At 59.2% G+C, this 13002-nt stretch carries 10 protein-coding genes; all 10 read left to right on the plus strand.

The window, feature by feature from the left end; all coding sequences use genetic code 11:
• Window positions 1–2514: ribonuclease R (rnr, locus tag NA619_RS19185; RefSeq protein WP_255963410.1), on the plus strand; the 2514-nt coding region annotated here is incomplete at its 5' end.
• Window positions 2511–3263, plus strand: a complete 753-nt coding sequence (rlmB, locus tag NA619_RS19190; RefSeq protein WP_255963411.1) for a 23S rRNA (guanosine(2251)-2'-O)-methyltransferase RlmB — start codon at window positions 2511–2513, stop codon at window positions 3261–3263. The genes rnr and rlmB, both read left to right, overlap by 4 nt.
• 194 nt (window positions 3264–3457) lie before the next feature.
• Window positions 3458–5632: a PAS domain-containing protein gene (locus NA619_RS19195; protein ID WP_255963412.1), complete on the plus strand. Its 2175-nt coding sequence runs from the start codon at window positions 3458–3460 to the stop codon at window positions 5630–5632.
• A 181-nt stretch (window positions 5633–5813) separates the two neighbouring features.
• Entirely contained in the window at window positions 5814–6233 is a 420-nt protein-coding gene (gene rpsF, locus NA619_RS19200; protein WP_122163797.1) for a 30S ribosomal protein S6, read from the plus strand.
• Between the two features lie 28 nt (window positions 6234–6261).
• A complete protein-coding gene (gene rpsR / locus NA619_RS19205) occupies window positions 6262–6492 on the plus strand; it encodes a 30S ribosomal protein S18 (protein WP_019340128.1) in 231 nt (76 codons plus the stop codon).
• Window positions 6493–6526: 34 nt separating this feature from the next.
• Window positions 6527–7420, plus strand: a complete 894-nt coding sequence (locus NA619_RS19210; protein WP_255963413.1) for a hypothetical protein — start codon at window positions 6527–6529, stop codon at window positions 7418–7420.
• A gap of 21 nt (window positions 7421–7441) precedes the next feature.
• Entirely contained in the window at window positions 7442–7888 is a 447-nt protein-coding gene (rplI, locus tag NA619_RS19215) for a 50S ribosomal protein L9 (RefSeq protein WP_255963415.1), read from the plus strand.
• 110 nt (window positions 7889–7998) lie between these two features.
• The gene (gene dnaB, locus NA619_RS19220; protein ID WP_255963416.1) at window positions 7999–9393 is read left to right on the plus strand and encodes a replicative DNA helicase; all 1395 of its coding nucleotides are present in this window, start codon (window positions 7999–8001) and stop codon (window positions 9391–9393) included.
• Between the two features lie 83 nt (window positions 9394–9476).
• Entirely contained in the window at window positions 9477–10556 is a 1080-nt protein-coding gene (alr, locus tag NA619_RS19225; protein WP_255963417.1) for an alanine racemase, read from the plus strand.
• Window positions 10557–10666: 110 nt separating this feature from the next.
• Complete coding sequence (locus NA619_RS19230; protein WP_255963418.1) at window positions 10667–12952, plus strand: YgiQ family radical SAM protein; 2286 nt, start codon at window positions 10667–10669, stop codon at window positions 12950–12952.
• Window positions 12953–13002 lie beyond the last annotated feature (50 nt).

Here is a 13002-nt window from a genome sequence, read left to right on the forward strand (position 1 = left end):
CACCTCGACCCCGAGGCCGCACGTGAAGCGGAAAAGTACGAAAACCCCATACCCAGTCGCGAACTGATTCTCCAGCACCTGAGCGAGCGCGGCTCGCCAGCGGCACGCGAGCAGTTGCTGGAAGAGTTCGGATTGTCATCCGAAGATGACATCGAAGCTCTGCGCCGCCGCTTGCGCGCGATGGAGCGAGATGGTCAGCTTATCTACACCCGGCGCGGCACCTATGCCCCGGTGGACAAGCTGGACCTGGTCTGCGGTCGGATCAGTGGTCACCGAGATGGTTTCGGTTTCCTGATCCCCGACGATCGCAGCGACGACCTGTTCCTCAGTCCGGCGCAGATGCGCCTGGTTTTCGATGGTGACAGGGCGCTGGCCCGAGTTGCCGGGCTTGATCGTCGCGGACGGCGTGAGGGCGCCATCGTCGAGGTGATCAGTCGCGCCCATGAGACCATCGTCGGTCGCTTCCAGGAAGAAAGTGGGATCGGCTTTGTCATGGCCGACAACCCCAAAATCCAGCAGGAAGTTCTGGTAACCCCGGGTCGCTCAATGAACGCCAAGCCGGGGCAGTTCGTCGAGATCAAAATTACCCACTGGCCAACTCAGCGCTTTCAGCCTCAGGGCGATGTCATTGAGGTGATCGGCAACTACATGGCGCCCGGCATGGAGATCGACGTTGCGCTGCGCAGCTTCGATATTCCTCACGTCTGGCCTGAGGCGGTTGAGCGTGAAGCAGCCAAGCTCAAACCGGAAGTCGAGGAGAAGGACAAGCAGAAGCGCGTCGACTTGCGACATCTGCCATTCGTTACCATTGACGGTGAGGATGCGCGGGATTTCGACGATGCGGTCTACTGTGAAAAGCTCAGCGGCTGGAAGCTTTTTTCGGGTGGCTTTCGCCTGTATGTAGCGATTGCTGACGTCTCACATTACGTCAAGGTTGGTTCGGCTCTGGACCAGGAAGCCGAGCTGCGCGGCACTTCAGTCTACTTCCCCGAGCGGGTTGTGCCGATGTTGCCCGAAGAGCTTTCAAATGGATTGTGCTCGCTCAATCCGCATGTCGATCGTCTGGCCATGGTCTGTGAAATCACCCTGAGCAAATCAGGGAAGATGACGGACTACCAGTTTTACGAAGCCGTCATCCACTCCCATGCGCGCCTCACCTACAACAAGGTCAGCAGCATGTTGGAGCAGCCTTCCTCCGCTGAGGGCAAGCGTCTGATCGATGAGTACCGGAAAGTGTTGCCGGATCTCAAGCAGCTCCATGCCCTGTACAAGGTGCTTCTGAAAGCTCGGCATACTCGCGGTGCAATCGATTTCGAGACACAGGAGACGCGCATCGTCTTCGGTGCGGAGCGCAAGATCTCTGCTATCAAGCCTACCGAGCGCAATGATGCTCACAAGCTGATCGAGGAGTGCATGCTTTGCGCCAACGTGGCCACTGCACGCTTTCTTCAGGATCACGATCTGCCGGGGCTATATCGTGTGCACGATGGTCCGCCGCTTGAGCGTCAGGAGAAGCTCCGCGCTTTCCTTGGCGAACTTGGTCTGACGTTGCACAAAGGGAAGGAAGGCCCGACACCCAAGGATTACCAGGCCCTGCTTGAGCGTATTCAGGGTCGTCCGGATTTCCATGTCATCCAGACGGTGATGCTCAGGTCGCTCAGTCAGGCGGTCTACAGTCCTGACAACAACGGGCATTTCGGTCTCAATTACGAAGCGTACGCGCATTTCACTTCGCCAATTCGCCGCTATCCGGATTTGCTGATTCATCGCGCGATCCGCAGCGTGATCCGCTCACGTCGCGAGACCTCGCATGTGCGACGGGAGGGTGGGACCAGCATGCCGAAGGCGCGCATCTATCCTTACGACGAGGCTGCTCTTGAGCAGCTCGGCGAGCAGTGCTCGATGACCGAGCGCCGTGCCGACGAGGCAACCCGCGACGTCGTGAACTGGCTCAAGTGCGAGTTCATGAAGGATAGAGTCGGCGAGAGTTTCCCGGGCGTAATCACGGCTGTGACCGGGTTCGGATTATTCGTCGAGCTGACCGATATCTACGTCGAGGGCCTGGTCCACGTGACAGCCATGCCGGGCGACTACTACCACTTCGACCCGTTGCATCATCGCCTTTCCGGCGAGCGCAGCGGTCGCAGCTTCCGTCTCGGAGACAGCGTTGAGGTGCGAGTGATGCGCGTCGATCTGGACGAGCGCAAAATTGATTTCGAGCTGATCAGCGGCGGCAGCAAAAGCGCAGCCCGTGAACCTGGATCCGACTCTGGTCGAGATGGACGCAAGGACGGTAAAAGCAAGAAAGGCGCGGATACCTCGTTTGGAGGTGGCCGGGAGGCCGCCAGCCCAGAAGTGCGCAAAAGCCGCGAATTGAAGAAGGCTCTGCTTTCCGACGCCAAAAGCGGCGGCGCGAAGAAGCCAAAGCGTAGCTCGGGTAAACCCAAGGCGTCGGGTAAAGCGTCCGACAAGCCGGACGGTGGCGCCCCGCGCAAGCGTAAGGCTAAGCCATGAGTGACCTGGAAAAGATCTACGGTCTGCACGCCGTAGAGGCCCTGCTTCGTCATCATCCAAAGCGCGTGAAGCAGATTTGGCTCGCCGAAGGGCGCGACGATCCGCGAGTACAGACTTTAATCGAGCTAGCGGGGCAATCCAGGGTTCGTGTCGGGCAATGCGAGCGCCGCGAAATGGACGCCTGGGTCGAAGGCGTCCATCAGGGTGTGGTTGCAGATGTCAGCCCGAGCCAGGTCTGGGGTGACGCAATGCTTGAGGAGCTGCTGGACCGGACCGAAGGAGCGCCGTTGCTGCTGGTGCTCGACGGCGTTACCGATCCGCATAACCTAGGCGCATGCTTGCGCACGGCCGACGCGGCCGGCGCGCTGGCCGTGATCATTCCCAAGGACAAGTCGGCGACGCTCAATGCCACCGTGCGCAAGGTGGCTTGCGGTGCAGCCGAGGTGGTTCCGCTGGTGGCTGTCACCAACCTTGCTCGCACGCTGGAGAAGCTACAGCAGCGGGGGCTGTGGGTGGTCGGCACTGCGGGCGAAGCCGAGAAGGAAATCTATGATCAGAACCTCAGCGGCCCCATCGTTCTGGTAATGGGAGCCGAAGGCAAGGGCATGCGGCGACTCACTCGCGAGCACTGCGACTTCCTTGTGAAGTTGCCAATGGCCGGAAGTGTCAGCAGTTTGAATGTGTCTGTCGCATCCGGTGTTTGCCTGTTCGAGGCGCTACGTCAGCGGCGTTCAGCCAGCGTTTCTTGATTGCTTTCCTAATCTAGACCCAGGGTCGGCCACGCCATCATTAGTGCTGCCCTTTGCCTCGAAACGGATTGCCGGCCCTGAGGTCAATTGTCCGTTCCTGGTCTCGCGGCACGCTATGACGATTGCTGCTTTGGTTGTACTTCTGTCCATCGCTTTCGATAGCGGTAAGGTCAGGTGTGCCTCATGGAGGTTGTATGTCGCAACGCCCGCCTTTCGAGGCATTGTTCAGAAGTTCACCAAACGCCTATCTCCTGCTTGATCCTGAGCTGAAGATTCTTGACGCCAACGATGCTTATCTCCAGCTCACGGCACGTACCCTGGACGAGATCGTCGGGCAGCGCATCGATGAGGCCTTCGCGGCAGACCCCAAGGCTCCTGAGACCACTCATGTTGAAGAGCTGCTTGGCTCATTCAGTCGTGTATTGCGCAGCAAGGGAGTCGATACCTTGCCGGTCATTCGGTACTCGATCGCCGTCCGAACCGAGCACGGTGTGGTGTATGAGGATCGGTACTGGAGCGCAACACACACGCCAGTGCTCGATGAGCAGGGTAAAGTTTCAGCAATCCTGCAGCACACGATGGATATCACCGAGCTACAGCTGCTGAAGGCTTCTCTCCACGCTACCGAGAGAGCCGGTCAGCCGCTGCAGCAGCTCGAAGCGGCGATCATGTCTCGCGCGAAGTTGATGCAGGACGAGGGTAAACAGCTGCGCCAGCTGTTTGCCCAGGCACCCGGTTTTGTGAGCTTTCTGCGTGGCCCCGATCACGTATTCGAGTTGGTCAACGAGGCTTATCAGCAATTGACGGGCTATCGGCAGCTGATCGGCAAGCGGGTCAGCGACGGGGTGCCGGAGCTGACACGTCAAGGCTTCATTGAATTGCTGGATCAGGTTTATCGCACCGGTGAGCCTTATGTGGGCAAAGGAATGCGGGCCCTTTTGCAGCGTCGCCCTGAAGCGGAGCCCGAGGAGGTCTATCTCGACTTCGTTTTCCAGCCGATTGCCGAGCGCGACGGCCAGACTTCAGGGATCTTCGTTCAAGGCAGTGATGTTACCGAGCAGCATCGCAGTCAGCAGGAGCTGTCCAGACATCGCGAGCACCTTGAGGAGCTTGTCCGCGAGCGCTCTCGCGAGTTGCTGCGCAGTGAAACCGAGCGCAGGGTGGCTGAGGCGGCGCTGATGCAGTCGCAGAAGCTTGAGGCGGTGGGCAAGTTGACTGGCGGGATTGCTCACGACTTCAACAATATGCTGCAGATCATTGGTGGCAACCTCCAATTGCTGCGTCGAAACCTGGGCGCCGACGAGACTGCGCAGCGTCGGCTGGACTCTGCTGTTGGCGGCGTGGAAAAAGGTGCGCGCCTCGCGTCCCAGTTGCTTGCGTTCGCTAGTCGCCAGCCGCTTCAGCCGCAGGATATTGATCTGGGCGAATTACTCAGTCAGATGAGTGAGTTGCTGAGCGGAGCGCTGGGGCGAGCGGTGCAGATGAATATCGATATCGAGCCTAAGCTCTGGCCGGTATTCGCCGATGTGGGCAACCTCCAGGCGGCCATCCTCAATCTGGCTGTGAATGCGCGTGATGCGATGGCCAGTGGCGGCGAGCTGTCCATCCGTGTGCGTAATCGCTCTCTGGATGCTGACGAGTTAGCCGCTCAGCCAGCCGCAACTGCTGGTTCCTATGTCGAGTTGAGTGTCGCCGACGAAGGCGAGGGTATGGCGCCCGAGGTGCTCGATCGTGCTTTCGAACCGTTCTTCACCACGCGGCAGGACGCCAACGCGTCGGGTCTCGGTCTCAGCATGGTCTATGGCTTCGTCAGGCAGAGTGGTGGTTTCGTCGTGCTGGAAAGTGAGGTAGGGAGTGGCACCTCGGTGCGGGTCTATCTGCCGGTCGCTGCTGGCTCGGCGTCGTGTGAAACGTTGGAGGCTCAAGTCGGTACAGAATCGAGCGAAGCCGTGACGTCAACTACAGCCGAGCTGGCGGTTGGAGATGATCAGCAGGGCCGGCTGAGTATCCTTTTCGTCGAAGATGACCCAACGCTGCGGATGCTGACGGGCGAAGTCATGGAGGAGCTGGGGCACGAGGTCTGTCCTTGCGATTCGGCAGAGGCTGCGCTTGAGATGCTGGCGCAACGCAGCTTCGATGTGCTGCTCACTGACGTGGGCTTGGCGGGCATGAGCGGGATCGAACTGGTTCGCCAGGCAAGATCGCGCGACGCGTCTCTCAGCGTCGTGATCGCTTCCGGGTATTCGATCAGCGCGCGTGACGAAGGTCTGGATGATCTGCGGACAATGCTCAAGCCCTACGACATTCACCAGGTCAGGACCCTGCTCGATAGCATCCTGGCGGAGCGCGGTCGGGGCGGGAGAGGCTGAATCCGGACTGGTTAAATAATCACCAAATCGCCTTGCGCGGTGCGCCGCGCTTCTCTAGAATTGCGCCCCTTGCCCGGATGGCAGGCGTTTGCGCGCCTCTCTGGCTGGCAAGTCAACATAACTGATTCACTCCTTGCCTGATCCGCGTTGTGCGGCAGGCTGCAACCCGTAAGGAGCAACAATGCGTCATTACGAAATCATCTTTCTGGTCCACCCCGACCAGAGCGAGCAGGTTGGCGGCATGGTGGAGCGTTACACCAAGCTGATCGAAGAAGACGGTGGCAAGATCCATCGTCTGGAAGACTGGGGCCGTCGTCAGCTGGCTTACGCCATCAACAACGTCCACAAGGCTCACTACGTGATGCTGAACGTCGAGTGCAGCGGCAAGGCATTGGCTGAGCTGGAAGACAACTTCCGCTACAACGACGCCGTCATCCGTAACCTGGTCATCCGTCGCGACGAAGCCGTGACTGAACAGTCCGAGATGCTGAAGGCTGAGGAAAACCGTAGCGAGCGCCGTGAGCGTCGTGATCGCCCTGAATCTGACTCTGCCGATAACGACAGTGACAGCGACAGCCGCGACAACAACGCTGACGAGTAATCCACGGACCTATTGAGGAGCCTATTTCATGGCACGTTTTTTCCGTCGTCGTAAGTTCTGCCGTTTCACTGCAGAAAATGTGAAAGAGATCGACTACAAGGATCTCAACACACTGAAGGCCTACATTTCCGAAACCGGCAAGATCGTACCTAGCCGTATCACCGGAACCAAAGCACGCTATCAGCGCCAGCTGGCTACCGCTATCAAGCGCGCCCGTTTCCTGGCCCTGCTGCCCTACACCGACAGCCACGGCCGTTGATCGAACTGTTCGACAGAAGTAAAGGATAAATCGCATGCGCGCCCTGGCTGACTTCATCATGCGCGGCCGTATGCAAGCGATTGTAGTTGTAGCTGGCTCTGCAGCGCTGCCGATGTTGTTCTGGCTCTGCGCTGCCGCAGGCAGCTTGGTGTTGTTGCGTCGTGGGCTGAATGACGCATTAGGCGTGTTGGTCTGGGCTGTTCTGCCCGCACTCGTCTGGTGGTACTTCGGCGATCCGCGAACGTTGCTGGTGCTGCTGGGTTCATTTGGGTTGGCGTTGTTATTGCGCAGCCAGAATTCCTGGCCACGCGTAATGTTGTGCAGCGTGGGGCTTGGGCTGCTGTTTGCCTGGGCGCTTGGTGTGGTGTTTGGTGAGCCCATTGCGGCGCTCGCCACTGAGTTGCAGAAAGTGTTGCCCGACATGCTGTCGGATGCCTATCAGCAGCTTTCGGTGGATGAGCAGGCGCGTTTGGGAGCGTTGCTGACGCCGGTTCTGACCGGCTTGCTGGCGGCGCTGTTGCAGATCACCACATTGCTCAGCCTCATGCTCGGACGGTACTGGCAAGCGTTGTTATACAACCCAGGTGGCTTCGGCCTCGAGTTTCGGGCACTACGGCTTTCCCCTGTAGTAGCAATGTTGCTGCTGGTTGGCATGTTGCTAGGACCGAGTCTTGGGGCTCAGATGGCGATGCTGGCTCCGTTGTGCAGTGTTCCGCTGGTGTTTGCCGGTGTCGCGCTGATTCACGGGCTGGTGAAGCAGGGTCGGATGTCACGGTTCTGGCTGGTGGGGCTTTACGTCACGCTGGTTCTGTTCATGCAGTTGCTTTATCCGTTACTGGCCGTATTGGCCATTGTCGACAGCTTGTTTGATTTCCGCGGTCGTGCATCTCGTGATGACGATGCCGGTCCTGCGGACGGTGAAGGTTAAAAGTTAAGAGGTAAGACTCAAATGGAAGTCATCCTGCTCGAAAAAGTCGCAAACCTGGGCAACCTGGGCGACAAGGTAAACGTCAAGTCTGGTTACGGTCGCAACTTCCTGCTGCCGCAGCGCAAGGCTACCGCTGCAACTGCAGCTAACATCGCTGAGTTCGAAGCTCGCCGTGCTGACCTGGAAAAAGCTGCTGCTGAGCGTAAGGCTTCTGCCGAAACGCGTGCTGCCCAGCTGGCTGAACTGGAAGTCACCATCACCGCAACTGCGGGCGATGAGGGCAAACTGTTCGGTTCCATCGGCACTCACGACATCGCCGATGCGCTGACAGCTTCTGGCGTTGAAGTAGCGAAGAGCGAAATCCGTCTGCCTAACGGCACCATCCGTCAGGTTGGTGAGTACGACGTCGCTGTGCATCTGCACACTGACGTTGAAGCGACCGTGAAGCTGATCGTGATCGCTGGCTGATACAGGCCATCGTCTGGCACCTCCGGTGCCTGACGGGTACCATCGGGCACGTTTCCACGCGAGTGGAACGTGCCCTTTGTTTTTCTGAACGCTAAAGAATTTCGAGTGCCATGAACGACATCAGTGTGCCCCAGCAATACGATCTGGAAACCGCAGCGCTCAAGGTGCCGCCACATTCCATCGAGGCCGAACAGGCCGTGCTTGGCGGGCTGATGCTGGATAACAACGCTTGGGAGCGGGTCCTTGATCAGGTATCGGACGGCGATTTCTACCGCCATGATCACCGGCTGATCTTTCGCGCCGTATTTACCCTGGCTGAACGCAATTCCCCATTCGACGTGGTGACCCTGTCCGAGCAGCTCGACAAAGAAGGTCACCTGTCACAAGTCGGCGGGCTCGCCTACCTCGGCGAGCTGGCCAAGAACACCCCGTCTGTTGCCAACATCAAGGCCTACGCACAGATCATTCGCGAGCGCGCGACGCTGCGCCAGCTGATCGGCATCAGCAATGAGATTGCCGACAGCGCGTATGCGCCTCAGGGGCGCACGGGTGACGAAATCCTCGACGAAGCCGAGCGGCTGATTTTCCAGATCGCTGAAGCGCGCCCTAATACGGGTGGTCCGGTAGGGATCAATGACATTCTGGTTAAAGCTATCGACCGAATCGACTCGCTGTTCAATGCGGGAGAGGCGATCACCGGGCTGTCGACGGGGTTTGCTGATTTGGACGAGGCCACCAGCGGCCTGCAGCCAGCTGACCTGATCATCGTCGCCGGTCGCCCGTCCATGGGTAAGACCACGTTTGCGATGAATCTTGTTGAGAATGCTGCGCTGCGCTCCGACAAGGCGATTCTGGTGTTCTCGCTGGAAATGCCGGCCGACTCCATCGTGATTCGTATGCTCGCCTCCCTTGGCCGGATTGATCAGACCAAGGTGCGGACCGGCAAGCTCAGTGACGACGACTGGCCGCGGCTGACCTCCGCGGTCAATTTGCTAAACGACCGCAAACTGTTCATTGACGATACCGCTGGCATTTCGCCATCTGAGATGCGCGCTCGGACGCGGCGTTTGGCCCGTGAGCATGGCGAGATTGGCATGATCATGGTCGACTATCTGCAGCTGATGCAGATCCCGGGCTCCAGTGGTGACAACCGAACCAACGAGATTTCGGAGATATCCCGTTCGTTGAAGGGCCTGGCCAAGGAATTCAATTGCCCGGTTATCGCGCTTTCACAGCTCAACCGCTCTCTTGAGCAACGGCCCAACAAGCGCCCTATCAATTCCGACCTTCGTGAATCCGGCGCTATCGAGCAGGACGCCGATATCATCATGTTCGTCTACCGGGACGAGGTGTATCACCCGGAAACCGAATACAAAGGTGTCGCGGAGATCATCATCGGCAAGCAGCGAAACGGGCCTATCGGTACCACGCGCTTGGCTTTTCTGGGCAAATATTCCCGGTTCGAGAACCTGGCGCCCGGCAGCTACCAGTTCGACGACGATTAATCGACTAGCTTGCAGCCGCTTGCGAGGCTGGCAAAAGGCGCCAGACAATAGCGGCTTCTCTCCTCTGCCCCGAAGGACTATCCATGCGCCCCCTGGTTGCCACGGTCGATCTAGCCGCCCTTCGTCATAACTATCAGCTAGCCAAGCAATGCGCGCCTGGTCGCAAGGCGTTTGCCGTGGTCAAGGCCAATGCGTACGGACACGGTGCGCCAGAGGCCGTCGAATGCCTGCAGGATCTGGCTGACGGCTTCGCCGTCGCCTCGCTGGAAGAGGCTCGGCAGGTTCGAGCTGTCAATGCGGACGCCCGGCTGCTTTTGCTCGAAGGCTGCTTCGAACCGGCGGAGTACAGCGCCGTAGCTGAGCTTGGCCTGGATGTGGCCATCCAGGGTGAAGCTCAGGTGGAGGCGTTGCTGAGCGCGACTCTGGATCGGCCCTTGAATGTCTGGCTGAAGCTCGACTCGGGCATGCATCGCCTGGGCTTCACAGCGGATGCGTTGCGCTCAAGTCATGCCCGACTAAGCGGTGCGGCTCAGGTCGCCGAGATCAATTTGATGAGCCACTTCGCGTGCGCCGATGAGCGCGGGCATCCGCTCAACGAGGCGCAGTTGGAGCAGTTCAACAGCCTGCTGGATCTGCGTTTTGATCATCGCTCGTTCGCCAATTCGGCCGCGGTATTGACGCTCTCCGCCGCCCACATGGACTGGTTACGCCCGGGAATCATGCTTTATGGCGCTTCGCCTTTCGCTGAGCTGAGCGCCGTGACGCTGGGCCTGAAACCGGTGATGACGCTGACCGCTGCGATAATCGCGATCCGTGAGGTTCCGGTGGGCGAGAGCGTCGGCTACGGCGCTGGCTGGGTTGCGCAGCGCCGGTCGCGTATTGCTACGGTCAGCTGCGGTTATGCGGATGGCTATCCGCGCACTGCGCCTCCCGGCACCTCTGTCCTGATCTGCGGGCAGCGGGCGCCGCTGGCGGGACGAGTCTCCATGGACATGCTGGGCGTAGACATCACTGATCTGCCTCATGCGCAGCTTGGAGATGCGGTTGAGCTGTGGGGGGCGGCGATCCCGATCGATGAGCTCGCGCAGGCTTGTGGCACGATCGGCTACGAGCTGCTCACCAAGGTCACCCCGCGTGTTCCCCGACGTTATATCAACGGTTGACTGCCGTTTCGCCTGCTGGTGGAGAGTAAAAGCCGACTAGAGCAGTCGGCCTTCCTGATCATTTTTTGTGCTATATTCCGCGCCCGTTTTCGTTGCCCCGGTTTCTAGCCATGCACGCTGCCAAACTCCTTTTCGACTATCCAAAGTACTGGGCCGAGTGTTTCGGTCCGGCGCCATTCCTGCCGATGAGCAGGGAGGAGATGGATCAGCTCGGCTGGGATTCGTGCGATGTGATCATCGTGACCGGTGATGCGTATGTCGACCATCCGTCGTTTGGCATGGCAATCATCGGTCGTCTGCTAGAGGCCCAGGGTTTCCGGGTCGGCATCATCAGCCAACCCGACTGGCAGAGCAAAGACGATTTCATGAAGCTCGGGCAGCCAAATCTGTTTTTCGGGATCGCCGCCGGCAACATGGATTCGATGATCAATCGCTATACAGCTGATCGCAAGATTCGCTCGGATGACGCTTACACGGCGGGTGGACTGGCGGGCAAGCGCCCGGATCGCGCAAGCCTGGTCTACAGCCAACGGTGCAAGGAGGCGTTCAAGGATACGCCGGTGGTGCTGGGCGGTATCGAGGCATCCCTGCGTCGCATTGCGCATTACGACTACTGGCAGGACAAGGTGCGCCGTTCCATCCTGATGGACGCCACGGCGGACATCCTTCTCTATGGCAATGCCGAGCGCGCGATAGTCGAAGTGGCGCAGCGAATGTCACGCGGTGAGTCGGTGGAGCAGATCACCGATGTTCGCGGCACCGCTTTTATACGCCGTGACGCGCCTGAAGGCTGGTTTGAGATCGATTCGACACGAATCGACCGTCCCGGGAAGGTCGACAAGATCATCAATCCCTACGTCAACACTCAGGATCTGCAGGCCTGCGCCATCGAGCAGGAGAAAGGGCCGGTTGAGGATCCGAACGAGGCCAAAGTCGTTCAGCTCTTGCCGAGCCCGAAGATCGAGCGTGACCGGACCGTGATCCGCCTGCCGTCGTTCGAAAAAGTACGCAATGATTCAGCGCTTTATGCCCACGCCAACCGCGTCCTGCACCTTGAAACCAACCCCGGCAACGCCCGTGCCCTGGTGCAGCGTCACGGTGATCACGATATCTGGCTGAACCCGCCGCCGATCCCTTTGACTACCGAAGAGATGGATTACGTATTCGCCTCGCCGTACGCGCGGGTGCCGCATCCGTCATATGGTGGCGCGAAGATTCCTGCGTACGACATGATTCGTTTCTCTGTGAACATCATGCGTGGTTGCTTTGGCGGCTGCACATTCTGCTCGATCACCGAGCATGAAGGCCGCATCATCCAGAACCGCTCGCACGAATCGATCCTCAACGAAATCGAGGAAATGAAAAAGCTGCCAGGCTTCACGGGTGTGGTGTCGGATCTCGGCGGGCCAACTGCAAACATGTATCGCATCGCCTGCAAGAGCCCCGAAATCGAGCAGCATTGCCGCAAGCCCTCGTGCGTCTATCCGGGTATCTGCGAGAACCTCAATACGGATCACAGCTCGCTGATCGAGTTGTATCGCAAGGCGCGTGCACTGCCGGGGGTCAAGAAGATTCTGATTGCTTCCGGGTTGCGTTATGACCTGGCGGTCGAGTCGCCTGAATACGTGAAAGAGCTGGTTACCCATCACGTTGGCGGATACCTGAAAATCGCACCCGAGCATACCGAGCGCGGTCCGCTGGACAAGATGATGAAGCCGGGGATCGGCAGTTACGACAAGTTCAAGCGAATGTTCGAGAAGTATTCGAAGGAGGCGGGTAAGGAGCAATACCTGATTCCATACTTCATCGCCGCGCATCCGGGCACCACCGACGAAGACATGATGAACCTCGCGCTGTGGCTGAAAGGCAATGGCTTCCGCGCTGATCAGGTTCAGGCGTTCTATCCGTCACCCATGGCCAGCGCCACAGCGATGTACCACAGCGGCAAGAATCCGCTGCGCAAGGTCACGTACAAGAGCGAAGGCGTCACCATCGTCAAAAGCGAGGAACAACGCCGTCTGCACAAGGCATTCTTGCGTTATCACGACCCCAAGGGCTGGCCGATGTTGCGTGAAGCTTTGCAGCGCATGGGACGGGCCGACTTGATCGGCATTGGCAAGAATCAGCTGATACCGGCGCATCAGCCGGCAACCGAAGGCTATCAGAGCGCCCGTCGCAAGAATTCGACGCCGGTGGGTAGCAAGAAAGCAGGGCAGGGTGGAGCCATTCTTACCCAGCACAACGGCTTGCCGCCCCGCAGTCACGACGGCAATGCCTGGGACAAGCGAGAGCAGGCCAAAGCGGCCGCAGAAGCGCGCCGCAAAGCTGCTGCAGGCGGTAACAAGCCAGCCGGCAAAAGCCGGAAGCCTTCGCAACGCCCGGCCGTGCCCCGCTGATTAATAATCGGGCCGACGCGCTTGTCGCGTCGGCCTGCCTATCCAGAGCT

This window comes from Stutzerimonas stutzeri, from assembly GCF_024448895.1.
In the GTDB taxonomy this organism is placed as follows: domain Bacteria; phylum Pseudomonadota; class Gammaproteobacteria; order Pseudomonadales; family Pseudomonadaceae; genus Stutzerimonas; species Stutzerimonas stutzeri_Q.

Coding starts and splice junctions, on each gene's coding strand:
- rlmB (WP_255963411.1), top strand. CDS start 2,511: ATGAGTGACCTGGAAAAGATCTACGGTCTGCACGCCGTAGAGGCCCTG.
- NA619_RS19195 (WP_255963412.1), top strand. CDS start 3,458: ATGTCGCAACGCCCGCCTTTCGAGGCATTGTTCAGAAGTTCACCAAAC.
- rpsF (WP_122163797.1), top strand. CDS start 5,814: ATGCGTCATTACGAAATCATCTTTCTGGTCCACCCCGACCAGAGCGAG.
- rpsR (WP_019340128.1), top strand. CDS start 6,262: ATGGCACGTTTTTTCCGTCGTCGTAAGTTCTGCCGTTTCACTGCAGAA.
- NA619_RS19210 (WP_255963413.1), top strand. CDS start 6,527: ATGCGCGCCCTGGCTGACTTCATCATGCGCGGCCGTATGCAAGCGATT.
- rplI (WP_255963415.1), top strand. CDS start 7,442: ATGGAAGTCATCCTGCTCGAAAAAGTCGCAAACCTGGGCAACCTGGGC.
- dnaB (WP_255963416.1), top strand. CDS start 7,999: ATGAACGACATCAGTGTGCCCCAGCAATACGATCTGGAAACCGCAGCG.
- alr (WP_255963417.1), top strand. CDS start 9,477: ATGCGCCCCCTGGTTGCCACGGTCGATCTAGCCGCCCTTCGTCATAAC.
- NA619_RS19230 (WP_255963418.1), top strand. CDS start 10,667: ATGCACGCTGCCAAACTCCTTTTCGACTATCCAAAGTACTGGGCCGAG.